General features: G+C 39.6%; 12 protein-coding genes and 5 pseudogenes (1 of these 17 running past the window's edge). 11 read left to right on the top strand and 6 right to left on the bottom strand.

The annotated features are described in order from the left end of the window. Nucleotides 1-382, bottom strand: partial view of a recombination regulator RecX gene (gene recX, locus DYD17_RS08490; protein ID WP_115246304.1) — the 5' end (the start) only. The gene continues 395 nt to the left of window position 1, outside the view; only the first 382 of its 777 coding nucleotides appear in the window; its start codon is at nucleotides 380-382; its stop codon lies beyond the left edge, outside the window. Nucleotides 383-494: 112 nt separating this feature from the next. Between recX and rlmD the strand changes: the two genes are divergently transcribed. From rlmD to DYD17_RS11255, 4 genes and pseudogenes are all read left to right on the top strand, one after another. Next, the gene (rlmD, locus tag DYD17_RS08485) at nucleotides 495-1,916 is read left to right on the top strand and encodes a 23S rRNA (uracil(1939)-C(5))-methyltransferase RlmD (RefSeq protein WP_115276460.1); all 1,422 of its coding nucleotides are present in this window, start codon (nucleotides 495-497) and stop codon (nucleotides 1,914-1,916) included. A 45-nt stretch (nucleotides 1,917-1,961) separates the two neighbouring features. Beyond that, nucleotides 1,962-2,084, top strand: a complete 123-nt coding sequence (locus DYD17_RS11265) for a hypothetical protein (protein WP_003052011.1) — start codon at nucleotides 1,962-1,964, stop codon at nucleotides 2,082-2,084. A gap of 117 nt (nucleotides 2,085-2,201) precedes the next feature. Continuing rightward, nucleotides 2,202-2,432, top strand: a pseudogene (locus DYD17_RS11260) (3-hydroxyacyl-CoA dehydrogenase NAD-binding domain-containing protein). Nucleotides 2,433-2,487: 55 nt separating this feature from the next. Next, nucleotides 2,488-2,787 carry a 3-hydroxyacyl-CoA dehydrogenase family protein gene (locus DYD17_RS11255; RefSeq protein ID WP_236593272.1) on the top strand — a complete coding sequence of 100 codons (300 nt, stop codon included), beginning with the start codon at nucleotides 2,488-2,490 and terminating at the stop codon, nucleotides 2,785-2,787. A gap of 228 nt (nucleotides 2,788-3,015) precedes the next feature. Here DYD17_RS11255 and DYD17_RS08475 read toward each other — a convergent pair. Next, nucleotides 3,016-3,859 (bottom strand): annotated as a pseudogene (locus DYD17_RS08475) (IS30 family transposase). 299 nt (nucleotides 3,860-4,158) lie between these two features. On the opposite strand from DYD17_RS08475, the gene DYD17_RS08470 reads away from it, so the two are divergent. The 3 genes from DYD17_RS08470 (at nucleotide 4,159) to DYD17_RS08460 (ending at nucleotide 7,019) form a co-directional block, all read left to right on the top strand. Beyond that, complete coding sequence (locus tag DYD17_RS08470) at nucleotides 4,159-5,151, top strand: LLM class flavin-dependent oxidoreductase (protein WP_115253059.1); 993 nt, start codon at nucleotides 4,159-4,161, stop codon at nucleotides 5,149-5,151. 891 nt (nucleotides 5,152-6,042) lie between these two features. Next, a complete protein-coding gene (locus tag DYD17_RS08465) occupies nucleotides 6,043-6,747 on the top strand; it encodes a GNAT family N-acetyltransferase (RefSeq protein WP_115253058.1) in 705 nt (234 codons plus the stop codon). Then, the gene (locus tag DYD17_RS08460; protein WP_236593273.1) at nucleotides 6,744-7,019 is read left to right on the top strand and encodes a ParB N-terminal domain-containing protein; all 276 of its coding nucleotides are present in this window, start codon (nucleotides 6,744-6,746) and stop codon (nucleotides 7,017-7,019) included. Before DYD17_RS08465 ends, DYD17_RS08460 begins: the two co-directional genes overlap by 4 nt. A gap of 109 nt (nucleotides 7,020-7,128) precedes the next feature. On the opposite strand, the gene DYD17_RS11415 is transcribed toward DYD17_RS08460, so the two are convergent. The 3 genes and pseudogenes from DYD17_RS11415 to DYD17_RS08450 all read right to left on the bottom strand — a co-directional run. Then, complete coding sequence (locus DYD17_RS11415) at nucleotides 7,129-7,671, bottom strand: alpha-mannosidase (RefSeq protein ID WP_457922448.1); 543 nt, start codon at nucleotides 7,669-7,671, stop codon at nucleotides 7,129-7,131. After that, entirely contained in the window at nucleotides 7,668-9,101 is a 1,434-nt protein-coding gene (locus tag DYD17_RS08455; RefSeq protein WP_423247681.1) for a glycoside hydrolase family 38 N-terminal domain-containing protein, read from the bottom strand. Before DYD17_RS08455 ends, DYD17_RS11415 begins: the two co-directional genes overlap by 4 nt. Before the next feature lie 14 nt (nucleotides 9,102-9,115). After that, nucleotides 9,116-9,558 (bottom strand): annotated as a pseudogene (locus tag DYD17_RS08450) (glycoside hydrolase family 125 protein); the annotation flags it as partial. Between DYD17_RS08450 and DYD17_RS08445 the strand changes: the two are divergent. From DYD17_RS08445 to DYD17_RS08435, 3 genes are all read left to right on the top strand, one after another. Continuing rightward, nucleotides 9,558-10,292 carry a GntR family transcriptional regulator gene (locus DYD17_RS08445; protein WP_309543648.1) on the top strand — a complete coding sequence of 245 codons (735 nt, stop codon included), beginning with the start codon at nucleotides 9,558-9,560 and terminating at the stop codon, nucleotides 10,290-10,292. The pseudogene DYD17_RS08450 and the gene DYD17_RS08445 sit on opposite strands and share 1 nt — an antisense overlap. Nucleotides 10,293-10,339: 47 nt before the next feature. Next, on the top strand, nucleotides 10,340-11,482 hold the full coding sequence (locus tag DYD17_RS08440) for a glycoside hydrolase family 1 protein (RefSeq protein ID WP_309543647.1): 1,143 nt from the start codon (nucleotides 10,340-10,342) through the stop codon (nucleotides 11,480-11,482). A 385-nt stretch (nucleotides 11,483-11,867) separates the two neighbouring features. Beyond that, nucleotides 11,868-12,560 carry a regulator gene (locus DYD17_RS08435; RefSeq protein WP_115276459.1) on the top strand — a complete coding sequence of 231 codons (693 nt, stop codon included), beginning with the start codon at nucleotides 11,868-11,870 and terminating at the stop codon, nucleotides 12,558-12,560. 160 nt (nucleotides 12,561-12,720) lie between these two features. On the opposite strand, the pseudogene DYD17_RS08430 reads toward DYD17_RS08435, so the two are convergent. Beyond that, nucleotides 12,721-13,329: pseudogene (locus tag DYD17_RS08430) on the bottom strand (glycoside hydrolase domain-containing protein); the annotation flags it as partial. On the opposite strand from DYD17_RS08430, the pseudogene DYD17_RS08425 reads away from it, so the two are divergent. Beyond that, nucleotides 13,327-14,106, top strand: a pseudogene (locus tag DYD17_RS08425) (helix-turn-helix transcriptional regulator); the annotation flags it as partial. The pseudogenes DYD17_RS08430 and DYD17_RS08425 sit on opposite strands and share 3 nt — an antisense overlap. Between the last annotated feature and the right edge of the window lie 14 nt (nucleotides 14,107-14,120).

Genomic DNA, 14,120 nt, shown 5'->3' with positions numbered 1-14,120 from the left:
TTAACACTTGAGGGCCTTTATCACCATTTAGCTGATTTTGACGGATATAGGTTTCCGATAATTTGGCGTCATCTAACCACTTGTCTTGTTGGAGATGGTGAATGATGTCCGGAATAATGCTTTCCTCAATATCGTGCTTAAGCAGATAGTCCTTGACTTGCTTTTGGCTGCGTTGTTGGAAAGAAAGGAAGTAAAGGGCCAAATTTTTACCGTAGGACAGTTGTGCAAAATGTTTGATTTGTTCAAGTTGCCCAGCCTCAAGTTGCTTGTCCTTACTAAGCATAAAGTGGACGATGGTATCTTCTGTTACATACAGAGCGTCATTGTCATCAAATTCAACGAGATACAGACGCTTTTTCTTTTCGATCTTAGTGATTTTCATACTTTGATTATATCAAAAATGGTAAAATAGAAAATGAAAATACTGCTAAAATAGATTAGCTCGTGAGTGACTTTAGCAGTGAGATTAAAAAGTTACAGAGTAAGGGGAAGACATGGTCATAAAGGTTAAACAGAAAATTCCTTTAAAAATTAAACGAATGGGGATTAATGGCGAAGGGATTGGTTTTTATCAGAAAACCTTGGTATTCGTTCCTGGTGCTTTAAAGGGAGAAGATGTTTTTTGCCAAGTCACTGCGGTTAAGCATAACTTTGTAGAGGCCAAGCTGTTAACGGTAAACAAGGCTTCTAAGAATCGTGCCAAACCAGCTTGTCCTATTTATGAAACTTGTGGTGGTTGCCAAATCATGCATCTAGCCTATCCTAAACAGCTAGATTTCAAAGATGATGTGATTAGGCAGGCCCTAAAAAAATTCAAGCCAGCTGGCTATGAGCAATTTGATATTAGGCACACTAAGGGAATGAAAAAGCCAAATCATTATAGAGCGAAGTTACAGTTTCAGTTAAGATTATTTGGGGGATCGGTCAAAGCTGGTCTGTTTTCTCAAGGGAGTCACCGTTTGGTTCCTATTGATCATTGTTTGGTTCAGGATGCATTGACACAGGAAATCATTAATACCATCACTCAGTTAGTGGATAAATACAGATTGCCTGTTTACAATGAACGCAATATTGCTGGTATTCGGACGGTAATGGTTCGGAAAGCACAGGCTAGTGATCAGGTGCAGATTGTTATTGTGAGTAGTAAGGAAATTAGTTTAGCGGGGCTCATTGGAGACGTGACCAAGGCTTTTCCTCAAATTAAGACGGTGGCTTTGAATATTAATCGTTCAAAATCGAGTGACATCTATGGGGAAGAAACTGAAATTTTATGGGGACAAGAGGCAATCTATGAAGAAGTTTTGGACTATGGATTTGCTTTGTCACCGAGAGCTTTTTATCAGCTTAATCCGGAGCAGACAGAGGTTTTGTATGGCGAGGTGGTGGAGGCCTTGGATGTAGGTACCACAGATCACATTATTGATGCCTATTGTGGCGTTGGTTCAATAGGCTTGGCCTTTGCAGGGAAAGTCAAGTCTGTGCGGGGGATGGATATCATTCCAGAAGCCATTGAGGATGCACAGAAAAATGCCAAGGTCATGGGCTTTGACAATACTTACTATGAGGCAGGAAAGGCAGAGGATATTATTCCCAAATGGTATAAACAAGGTTATCGAGCGGATGCCATTATTGTCGATCCGCCAAGAACTGGTTTAGATGATAAATTATTAAAAACCATTCTTCGTTACCAGCCTAAACAGATGGTTTATGTGTCTTGTAATACTTCTACTTTAGCCCGAGACTTGGTACAGCTGGCAACTGTTTACGATGTTCACTATATACAAAGTGTGGACATGTTCCCTCATACGGCAAGGACTGAGGCGGTTGTGAAATTGTCCAAACGACATATCGATGACCATAATATCAATCTAGAAATGACTGAGGACGATATGAAAGATGTTAACATCAAAAAATAAGTCCACATACCGTGACGTTAAAGATTGATTGAGAGAGAAGGAATCATGATAAAACGTATTACCATTTTGGGAACGGGAATGATGGGAAAACAACTAGAAGCTTTTTTGCTCAATTCCCATTTGGAGGTTACCTTGGTCAAGGTCAGTCCCTCGCAGAATTTGCAATAGGATGAGCAAGCTGTCCTCTCTTATATCAATAAACGCTTATATGAAGCTTCTTATATTCAGCATTTTCACTTCCAGTTTTTGGATGCTTATTTGGAACAGAGGATTGATGCTGATTTAATGATTGAAGAAGTTGTGGAAGACTTAGAGGTAAAGCAGTCTTTATTGCAAAGACTTAGTTGTTAGCTTGAAGAGCATACCTTTATTGCTACTAATACCTCATCATTAAGCCTTGAAAAGATAGCTAGTTTTTTGAATCCAGATATGACGAGACGTTTTTTGTGTCTTCATTTTTTTCGCTCCTGTTCGTCAGATGCCCTTAGTAAAAGTGTGTTATCATTCGGAATTTGAAGGATAGTACAAATCTCTTGTAGAAGAATTCGTTACAAGAACCTTAGGAAAAGAAATGATTATTGCTAATAATGTGTTAGGTTTCATTGCTAATCGGATAGGTTTTTATGCTAATTATGACTTGATGAGACTGGGTGAGGAAGTCAATGTAGAGATTGAAGCTATTGATTTTCTCTCTATTCATGCTTTAAAACGATCAACGATGGGCTCTTACGCTTTGGCCGATTATACTGGCTTATTGTTATCTGATGGGGGCCAAAAGACCTATGCTCAAAGCAAACGAGATGCGCCTTTCTTTCAAGAACGGTCTTTACCTAAAGAAATGGTCAATTGTTCTGGTAAGGGTTATTATTAAACCATAGATGGTAAAAAGCTTGTTATCAATCCCCAGTTGTTAAGCGATTTAAGTGAAGCGATTAGATTGCTTGAAGAATCTGATCATAAGGGACTTGTGATTCATAGTCTAGGAAAGCACTTTTCAATTGGTTATGACATTAAGTTGATGTCATAACCAATTGAGGAGAAAACTCTTTTATCTTCTTTACAAAATCAGTAAGCAAATTTCAAGTCCAAGTTAGCTACTTTACCCAAATTCTCTGGGTGATTTGTAACCTAGTATTTTCTTTGGATAGTTATTTATCCAATTTTCAATGCATGCGACTTGTTGCTGGATCGCATTTTTACTTCCCTTAGACCACCAACGGAGTATCAGCCTGTTATGATTTTCATTAGTCCCACGTTCCCACGATGCATAAGGATAAGCATAGTAAATGTGCTCGGGATTTAAAACCTCAGCTAATGGACTGAATTCAGCCCCGTGGTCTGCTTTGATAGAGTTAATCTGATACTCTTTAAGAATAGCTTTTAGCCCTCGTCAGAATGACTGTATCAATTTCATAATGCCGAGCTTCAAGACGCTGGTTAATGCTATATGGGCGTTGTTCAATACTCTTTTCTGCGGGTTTAAAATAAGGACTGGCTTGTTTTCTAGCCTGCTTAGCCTTTCTCGGATAAAGCATAGCCTCCTTACCAAGGCTTAATTTCCCATGAAGAATCCAGTAATAGATGGTTGAAATAGGGACCTTAATTCCCTTTGTTTTGACTATTATTTCAGGAGAGTATCTGTGTATGATGTAGTGAGTTATCTTTTCTTTGAGTCCCTTGGTTAGGGAGACCTGTTTAACAGAACGTTTGCGATTGTTTTTATAAGCTTCTTGAGGGAAATCAGCTGAGTAGAGTACTTCAAATTTCCCTTTACACACTTGTTGTCTCACTTGTCCACGTTTAACTTCATTGAATGGTTTGAGGAGCTTTAGCTAATCTTCCAGCAATGTCACGATTTGAATAGTCTTCATGGAACTAACGTTAAATGTTTCTGCGATCAGCTAGTGTCAATTGTTTCCTTTGGATGTATAATAGTTTTGCATCTTGGAGCCTTTCTAATTGTTGTTGTGATAAACTACAACTATATCTCTCTGAGATGTTTTTTCATACTCTCAACTGGCTAACTTCATTTTAAAATTTTTATATATGGAAGCGTTTCGAGAAATCCAATAAAAAGCAACTAAAAGTCTTCTAAAGTTTTGCTAATAATGGTAATATAGGAATTGATTTTAGATTCCGGCATCTTTAAAAAATAATTGACCATCAATGAGATTTAGGATGTCAGAAAAATCATGTCATTGATTCAGAGGCTTGGAAGAGGATAATATGAGAGGGAATTAACATGAAACTGAATGTTTTAGATTATGGATTAATTGATAAGAATAGAACAACCCGAGAAGCATTGGATGAAACCATTGAATTGGCGCAAAAAGCTGAAGCATTAGGTTATCATCGTTTCTGGGTGGCTGAACATCATAATATTGCGGCCTTTGCTATTAGTAGTCCTGAATTAATGATGATGGAATTGGGGATTAAAACGTCTCGCATCCGATTAGGATCAGGAGGCATCATGGCCCTTCACTATAGTGCTTACAAGGTTGCAGAAATCATAAAGACCCTAGAAGCAAGATATCCTAATCGTATTGATCTCGGGGTAGGCAATTTTTTAGGTAATCCTTTGGTGCAGTCTGCGATGAAGAGTATTCATACTAAGAATGACTATCCTCAAGTTATTAGAGATTTAGATGCTTACCTGCATCATGATAAAGAAAATCCTCTTCCGATAGCTGTTAATCCCAAAATAGATACGGAACCAGAACTCTGGACCCTCAGTCATAGTGAAGAAACTGCACAACTAGCGGCAGAATTAGGGTTGGGATATGTATTTGGTATTTTCCCTTATATGCCACTGAATACTATAGAAGAAGCTAAAAAAGTTTCAGCTATTTATCACCAGAACTTTAAGCCATCATCACAAGGTTCACAACCTCATCTTACATTAGCTAGCTTTATTGTCATTGCTGACACTGCTAAAGAAGCAGAAGCTATGGCTAAGACCTTAGATATCTGGATGTTAGGAAATGATAGCTTTAATGAATTCACACAGTATCCCGATACTGACGATGCGTCTGCTTATCCACTCACTCAAGACCAAAAAGAGCTAATAAAAGACAACAGAACAAGAGCTATTATCGGTGATAAAGAAACTGTTAAAAAACAACTGGATGTCTTGATTAAAGCTACTCAAGCGAGTGAAGTCTTGGTTATTCCTTTAGTTCCGGGACTGAAACAACGTATCAGAAGTCTTGAACTCATGGCAGAATTATACCTATAAGTTTGATTAAAGCAGACAAGTCCTAACGATATGATAGAAGTGGGGAAACCCCTTCGTTTCAAGCTTCCATTTATCCAAGAGGACATGGGAATAAATTTGGACAAAAATAATAGCCTTGTGGCTGTCGTGAAACTACAGAAAAAGGAATGCTGACATTCCTTGATTTTAAGCAGTTTTTCAACTATATTAACTTTGTCCCTGCTGACCTTGGAGGGCTGAAAAAAAGTCTGAAAAGGGGTAAAAGGGAGTAATGTTATCTGACCTTTCTATGGGAGACACAATAGCTAGAGCGTTCAAAGTAAACGAGAACATTGTCATCAGTGTTCTCTTGTTTTTATGAATAAGGTAACTGCTGAGAAAACGAGCTGTCACCATGGAGATAACAAGGCTAGCTATCTTTTTGCTTGTTCTTATACTTTTTTCTAAATTGATACCAATACCATTGATAGTAGGTTTCAACAATAATCCTAAGGAATGATAGGATACACGAGTTAGTCCCGCCCGATTAGATAGGCTACCACAACTTGTATAGAGATGAAAAAATAAGCCAATATAAAACCTCGGACTGCAATTAAAGAGCCTTGAAAATTGAGGTATTTTCTAAGGGTTTCCAGGTGAGTAAATTGTTGATTAGTTAGTTTGAATGGATTTAGCATGGTGTTGTTTCCTTTATTTTCTCTGGTCTGATAATTTAAGCATGGTCAGAAAAGTATAAACTGTCTTTGGTGATATGATACTATGGATTGCTTGTCTTAATCAATTGGGTATAGCGGATTTAGCAGGATAATAGATGCTTTTTTGAGAAGAAACCATTTCGGGCTGATGAAAAACATGTTAGAATGAGATAACTAAGCATTGGAGACTAGGATAAATAAAAGAGGAGGAGATGTGATGAGCGTAAGCATTCGTTTGGCGACCTTAGAGGATGCAGAAACACTCTTAGCTATTTATGCCCCCTATGTGACCGATACTGCGGTAACTTTTGATTATGAAGTACCGAACTTAGAAGCTTTCAAAAAGTGTATGGTACAGATAATGGCTTTTTACCCATACTTGGTGGCAGAAGAAGCAGGCTCTATCTTGGGCTATGCTTATGCCAGTGCTTTTCATGCACGAGCGGCCTATGCCTGGTCAGCTGAAGTGACCATCTACCTTGCTATGGAGAATAAGGGAAAAGGGGTTGGCACCAAATTGTATCAAGCGTTAGAAAGGTACTTGACTAAGATGGGTATTTTGAATTGCAATGCCTGTATTGCTAGCACAGCATGTGAATCTCCTTATTTAGCGAACCACAGTCAGCTGTTTCATGAAAAAATGGGTTATCAGCTCGCAGGAAAATTCCATCAGGTGGGTTATAAATTTGACCAATGGTTTGATATGATTTGGATGGAAAAAATGCTGGGTGACCATAACCTGGCTATTACGAAGCCAAAATCCATTCAAGAGGTATTAGGGATGACAAAAATGATTGCTAGTTTGCAGCCGAGTCAATACTACCTATCAGAAGATAAATTAAGAGCTGTCAGAGATTGGTTACCTAAGGATGAAGCGGTGATGCAACCCATTATCATTAGGAAAATGGATGGCAAGATATGATTTTAGATGGTCATAGTAGAGCTTTTTGTGCTCTAGAGTTAGGCTGGAAAAGGATTCCAGTGATTTATGACGATGCTGATGACTGGCCGCATTATGGCGTTTGTGTGTTAGCCTGTCAAGAACGAGGGATTAGCAGTGTACTAGATTTAAAAGAGGCTATTGTTAATCAGAAAACGTATCAGAATGCCTGGATTGGCTTTTGTCAGCAACTAAGTCAATGTAAAACCGAGTCCCGGAGTAATACTGATGAGAGTGATTTGGAAAAGAGTTAGTAGCCTTGAACGGTATAGAGTTAGAAAATGATAGAGAAGGTGAAAAGGAATAGGATTTAGAACCTATTCCTTTTTTGAGTATATTGCATTGTCAGGAGTAAAAGGGAGTTTATCCTTTTTTCCAGACTAGGGTCAGGATTTCCGCTTTGCCAAGTTGGTTGGGCAAGGTTTGGTTGCTATCTTTTTCTAACAAATTAGTGACCCTGGCTTTGTGGTTTGGCAGGTTTAGGCTAAAGTCACAAGTTTTATCGTTTGAGAGATTATAGCTGCGCGTGATAAGGGCATTGTCTGATGGGCGATGTTTGAAAGCCGTTAGAGCGGCTTGATCGTCTGCACCAGTGACATAGTTATGCTCCGCTCTTAAGCTTCCCGTATGATGGCTGGTTTGTTCGACTAGGATAGGACCTTGGGCTTCTTGTGCCCGCCAATAGCTGGAAAATTGTGTTTGCCTATTGATGCTTTCAAAACTATAAGATAAGCTATGCTGGCCAAGACACTGGGCTTCAGGTGTTGGGAAGTAACCCCAGTCCCCCATCTCACCAACAGAACGTAAGAGAGTGATGGCAATGGTGTTGCTATCTGGTAAAATCTCATATTCGTTGAGGCCGTAGTTACCAATAGTGATCCCCTTTTCACCATCAAAGAGACTCACAAAGCATTCTTGTGCGGTGGGTTACTTGGATTCTTCCAAAAGGCAGCATCTGGATAATTTGGACGTCTGACAGTTTCAAAAATACTGTCAGCTAGATGACGGTCTGTCTTAAGGTGTGTTGGGAATAGGACGCGCAAGCGATGATTAGTCATTTGGTTATCAAAACTTGTGGTGAATTGGAGGCGAGGATTGTTTTTCTCCATTCGGATAAGGGTTGTTAAGGTCAGTTCAGCTTCTTCTTGTGAACGTCCTGATTGGCGTTCCGTGATGTCAATGACAGCCTCCATTTCAGCCTGTAAGAGCTTATCTGCGGAGACAGGAATGGCAAAGGTTTGCTGGATTTCAAGTTCAGCAACTTGAGCGGTGTTGCTAATGATGTTAAGCTTGGTGCTCCCTTGGTCCGCATAGAAAGGTTGGTCATGAGTTGGTTGGCGAGAAATGTATTCATTTCCAATATCGCCACAATCTTCAAACCGTAGGAGATCTTGATAGCTCCCCCCTGACTGTTTATCGGTGATGGTTAGACGGCCATCGGTTTGTATCATAACTTTTAGAAACTCATTTTCAAGGCACTGATTACTATCGTCGTAGAGTGGGACCCTTGCTGAAGGAGCTGTCTCGTTTCCTAGTTGTAATGCTAAGGCTTTCCAAGACATGGCTGGGAGAGTTATTGGTAGCCGTAATCTCACTTTGATGGCGAAATAAGGTTCTCGGAAGGTTCTCTTGGGCAAATCGTAGTCAAAGGCGATGCTTGTGTCCAAAATGTCTGCTTCTGAGATAGTATTTCCTGATACATCAATGACTTGGAAAGATTGGGAGAGTCCTGTCAAATACTCTTGAGCTTCTTGGTAAACCTCTTTAGGAAAGCGTTGGCCAAAATAATATTTTTTCCAGGTCAGGCTGAGCTCAGTAACACTTGTTTTGGAATGGCCACTGGTATTAAATAAGAGGAAGGGCTGGCTATCAGTTGGGAAATCACTCGTGTTAACTGCGCCAGCAATTTGTTGGGCAGCTTCTTTTGCTAAATAGTGTCCGACTTCATAGGCTTTTTCAAAACGGGGTATCATTTCCCGATGAACACTAGCGCCCCATTTGTCACAATCCTCCTTGCCAATGAGCATGTTGTGCATATTGGACTCGCTGCTGGTCAAAAAATCGTCCTGTAAGATATAGAAGGGACCGATACGGAGTTTTCCCGTAGCAATGGCTTGTTTAATCTCAGGTTCTCGTTCGGGGCGTACTTGCAAATAATCATCTAGGATAATGGTTTGACCATCCAAATGAAAACTATGAAAATCAGGATCCGTTTGAAAAAGTTCTAACAGGTCATCTATTAAGTTAATCAGACGCATGTGGTGTTGCTCGTAAGCCATGTACCACTCGCGATCCCAGTGACTGTGTGAAATAATATGTACTTTTTTGGTTACCATAGTGGCCTCACTTTCTAAGGAGCAATGCTAAAGCCAAGATAGTCAAGAAGTAGTTCACAGAACATCATGTTAGCCCAAGAGAACCACTCACGTCACGGGTGTATTGATAAGGATCATTGACATCGAAACCCTCGTGCATCAAGTAGGTGCCAGCATCTGTTGCCACAAGCAAATCAAGCATTTCTTTTTTACTGTCTTGGTCAAGAGCGGTCAATCCTTGTAAGGCAAGGGCGATATGTCAGATATAATTTTCTGGTGTATGGGAAGAACCGATGTTTGCTGCTGCATTTCCCTGATAATAATAAGAGTTTCCTTGGCTGAGAATGGTGCGGCGCGTTGCCAAATAGATAGGGTCATCTTTAGCACAAAAACCAAGGTAAGGTGCAGCGAGGAGGCTTGGAATATTAGCATCATCCATGATAGAAAACTGTCCCAGACTATCCAGGTCGTTTGCAAATTGGTGACCGTCTACCTACTGAAAAAGAATTGTCAGAACAATTTTCGGTAAGCTGTATTACTTCTAAGCGAGCGCTTGTAGAACTGGAGCAAGAAGGCCTAATCACGAGAAGTCGTGGAAAAGGAAGCTTCGTAGCTGAAAAGCAAGTGAAGTCCCCTGGAGCGAATAAGGATTTATTGTTGATTCTTCCTTTTGCTTCTGAGGATGAATTGGGGGATTATGCTAAGGGAATTATGACCTCCATTGCTGAAACAGGTTACCGTCTCTTGGTTCAATTGGCCAGTACGGTAAGGTTAGACACCCTGTCAGACTATGCTGGTATTATTTATTACCCAGAAGATGTCAATCACAGTATTGATTTCCTGTTTTACTGCGACCATCATCACATTCCGCTAGTCTTGTTGGATAAATCTCTGGACCCTTTTCAGTTTCCGGCTGTTGTGGCGGATAATAAAGGAGGTGCCTATCAATTGACTCAGCATTTGATTGACCAAGGCTGCGACCAGATTTTGTTTGTGGCAACCGAATCCTTTGGGGAAGTGTCATCGTTCAGAGACCGTTATTTGGGTTATTTAGAGGCAATGGCAGAAACTTCTTTGCCATCCTCGTATTTTCCCAAGGAAAAAGCTGAAACCTCTGATGCTTATCTGAACCGCTTGGCGACCGTTTTATCGGAGATGACAGACCCTAAGACAGGCCTGGTAGTGGAAAATGATTGTTGGCTATTTAGCTGATTCAAAAAAGCATACAGGCGGGCTTATCTATTCCTGATCAAGTTGCTATTGTAGATTTTGATAATAGTCAAGCCTCCCGTTTGTTGAATCCCAAATTAAGCACAGCAGCTCAAGATTTTTACCAAATGGGGCAAGAAGCAGCAAGATTACTACTGCAAAAAATTGAAAGTCCTCAGAAAGCTGTAAATTCTTGCCAGTTACCTGTCCAATTATTTATTAGAGAAAGTAGTCACTTTATCAATTTGCATCATTTTGACCTGTCAATTGAACTCTATCAAACCTATGGTGACTGGGAATCCAAACATGTTGTGGACTTATTTGTGGCCTTTAGCAAGGTTTGCTTTCAAGAATTTGGTGATCGGGTTAAGGATTGGTTTGTCCACAATGAACCTATGGTCGTTGTGGAAGGCTCCTATTTAATGCAATTTCATTACCCTGCTATCGTGGATGGGAAAAAAGCAGTCCAGGTCGCCTATAATCTAGCCCTAGTCACAGCCAAGGTTATTCAAGCTTACAGACGAGGTCCAGCAGAACTTTGGAACAATGACTTGTTTATGGAAGCTGCTGTTCATGGGAAATTCCCAGAAGAATTGGTTGCGGTATTGAAAAAAGATGGGGTTCTGTGGCAATCAACGCCAGAAGAATTGGCTCTTATTGCTGAGAATAGATTGGATTATTTGGGATTGAATTTTTACCATCCTAAGCGCGTGAAGGCTCCGGATGTCATTCCAGTGATTAGCCCATCTTGGAGTCCTGAATGGTATTATGATCCCTACCTGATGCCTGGCCGCCGCATGAACGTGGATAAGGGGTGGGAGATCTATCCTGAGGCTGTCTATGATATTGCCGTCAAGATGCGAGACCATTACGACAATATCCCTTGGTTCTTATCTGAGAATGGTGTAGGGATTTCAGGAGAAGAGCGTTACCGTGATGAAACTGGCCAGATTCAAGATGACTATCGTATCCAATTTTTGAAAGAACATCTGACCCACCTCCACAAAGGAATAGAAGCAGGTTCGAATTGTTTTGGATACCATGTATGGACACCAATTGATGGCTGGTCTTGGCTCAATGCCTACAAAAACCGCTATGGCCTTGTGGAAAATAATATCCATACCCAAGTGCGACGCCCCAAAGCTTCAGCTTATTGGTTCAAGGAAGTGGCTAATCATAATCGCTTAACTTAAGCCAAACGTGAACTGATAAGGGTCCTGTCATATCATTTAGATCTTTATAGAAAAAATATAGCTTGTGAGTAGTAACAACTAGAGAGTAAATGAAGAATTCGTTACGGTGAACGATCTTCTTACTCTTTTTTATTGCTGTTAATTGGAGAAATAGAGTCTATTTTATAATTGAAACTTTAGACAGGAATCTTTTAAAATTTAGCCGTCAGAACGACAAAATTTATGATAAAATAGAGGCTACGATTAAAATAAAAAAGTCAACATGAAAAAATAATGATAGTTGACAGGGGAAATGGCATCAAATTTCTTGACAAAGAATTAGTTATCTAGGTTTAGATAGGATGGCATAACCTTAAAAACAAGACCGAAGAAAGGAGGATGAGGAATGATTATTGAGTTTCTTCAATTTTTAAGCTTTATCTTTTTAGATATTATTGAAATAATGTTACTACTAACATTATTTAGTAGGATTAGTACCATTAGCGTTCCCCTCAAAAGAATTTTTTACTTATCTCTTGGTATTATTACCGTTGAAACGATATTTTTGACCTTTTACACAGATAATTTGAATATAGATGTTATCTCTGTTGGTCGTCTCATTTTCTTTTTAGGCATAGCTTTTTATTATGGTAAGTCACGAACAAATCTACTACTGCTATTTTATGCTCTTTTTACCTTTATCGCTCCCAATCTCTTTTTACGGTTTATTACTCTATTTGTGATTCCTTTGTTGAAACTAACGTCTGATAAAGCTGCTGCTAATTATTTTTTGGTTTATGGTTTAGTGTATATTGGTATCTTCTTAACCTATGCTATGATAAAGCTTCTGAGATACAACTTTAATCATTGGAAAACTAAACTTCAATCTTTAGGTTATCGATGCTTGCTAGTGATGACAACACTTTCGATGCTTGCTTATTATAGCTTGCTTGATATTTCCTACATAGGGGTGACCAGTCAAACATTAAAGCAACGGATTGTGCTTGGGTATCTCTTCTTACTGTTTGTTTTAGTGACTATTTTAGACCGCTGGGCCAAACGAACAGTGACTAAAAATGCACTTTTTAAGGATGACTAACCATTACGTCCAAGTTTGATGTTCGTAATGGCTTTTGATTGTCTTAATCAGATATTACTGCTTAAGACTGGTTGTGAGAGTTAACTAACATCTTTCTGATATTTAAATAAATTCCCCACTTGGTTAATCACCGAGTGGGGAATTTGTTTAGATGAACTTATTAAGTGGTTAGGGAATAAGGAAGGTCAGAAGAGCTATAATGGTGATGAGGAGGAATAAGACCTAGTTGAAAATCCAGCTGGCAGCCTTGGATAAGGTCTTCATGAGTTAAGTAGAGTTTATGGTAAGCTTGCTAATTATAATCGACGTGATTGACAAACTGATATTGAGGAACATTTCCTTTGCAGTTAATGGTGATGTGTTTGCCATTTGGAAGATAAAGGCAGGCCTTGTCAAGATTTGGAATGCCAATAAGGTATTGTCCCGTTCCAGGAGTGACTGGGTAAAAACCAAGGCTATTGAGAAGATACGAAGAACTCATGCTACCATTGTCTTCGTCTCCAGGATAGCCATGCACTTGAAATTGCGGATCCTGATTACAGAGGTTCTCCAAGCGTTTGGCGAAAACATCTTTGCCTCCAATCAATCGAATATACCCCAAAATATCATGGTAACAGGCAAAGCTGTTTTGGTAACTGGAGCCTTCGGTATAATCTTCTCCCCAGTTAAGTGCATCAATGTTTGGACGAAAATGTCCTTTGGCATCTTTACTTCTGAGAAAACCACTGGTTTTGTCAACCAACTGACGGTAGTTAAGGGAGCGGAAATAGGAGAAACGGTTGATGACTGGGAGAATGTTTATGAGAGCTACAATCAGGTGCGCCAGAGTCTTTTTTACAATAGCCAAATGTCACAACCAACTGACAAAGGCAACAGTAAGCTTGAGATGCCAGAATCTCGGTTGCAATTTTTTGCCTTTAACAAAGCATTAATGAGTGGTGATGAGCCAAACATTTTGGCCAAATTAGAAGCCATTTTTCATGAAATGAAGGCCTTGAACTTCTCACCAGAGGATGTGAAGCATGTGTCATTCTTGTTGTTCTCTGACATTTATCGTCAATTTCCTATTTTAGACAAGATGACTTACTTGTCCATGGTGAAAACCATCCATGAGAGCCAATCGATTGACCGAATCTTAAGCGAGTTGCAAAAAGTCTTGAACTTGACCAATAAAAGTCGTGCACCTGAAAAACGGTATTCTGATTTGGTCAGTGAAACCATTGACTGTATCCGTCAAGAATATCATCAGGAATTAACCCTCAAGGATATTGCTAATCGGTTGCATGTTAATGGGGTTTATTTGGGGCAATGTTTTAAAAACGAAATGGAACGTAGTTTTGCCCAGTATTTAAATCAAGTACGCATTCAAAAAGCTCAGCAATTATTGCTTTACACCAACCAATCCATCAATGAAATTGCCTACAAAAAAGGGTACAATACGAACCATTATTTTATTAAAATGTTTAAGAAACTAAATGGCTTGTCGCCAAAAGAGTTCAGAGAACGTTACAAGGACAGCTACCAGGCCATTAAGGGTGAACAGTAACGAAGAGCAGGAGA

The sequence above is a fragment of the Streptococcus dysgalactiae subsp. dysgalactiae genome, from assembly GCF_900459225.1.
GTDB classification, from domain to species: domain Bacteria; phylum Bacillota; class Bacilli; order Lactobacillales; family Streptococcaceae; genus Streptococcus; species Streptococcus dysgalactiae.
The sequence above is the reverse complement of the archived record's forward strand: the minus strand, read 5'-3'. Positions and strand labels throughout refer to the sequence as shown.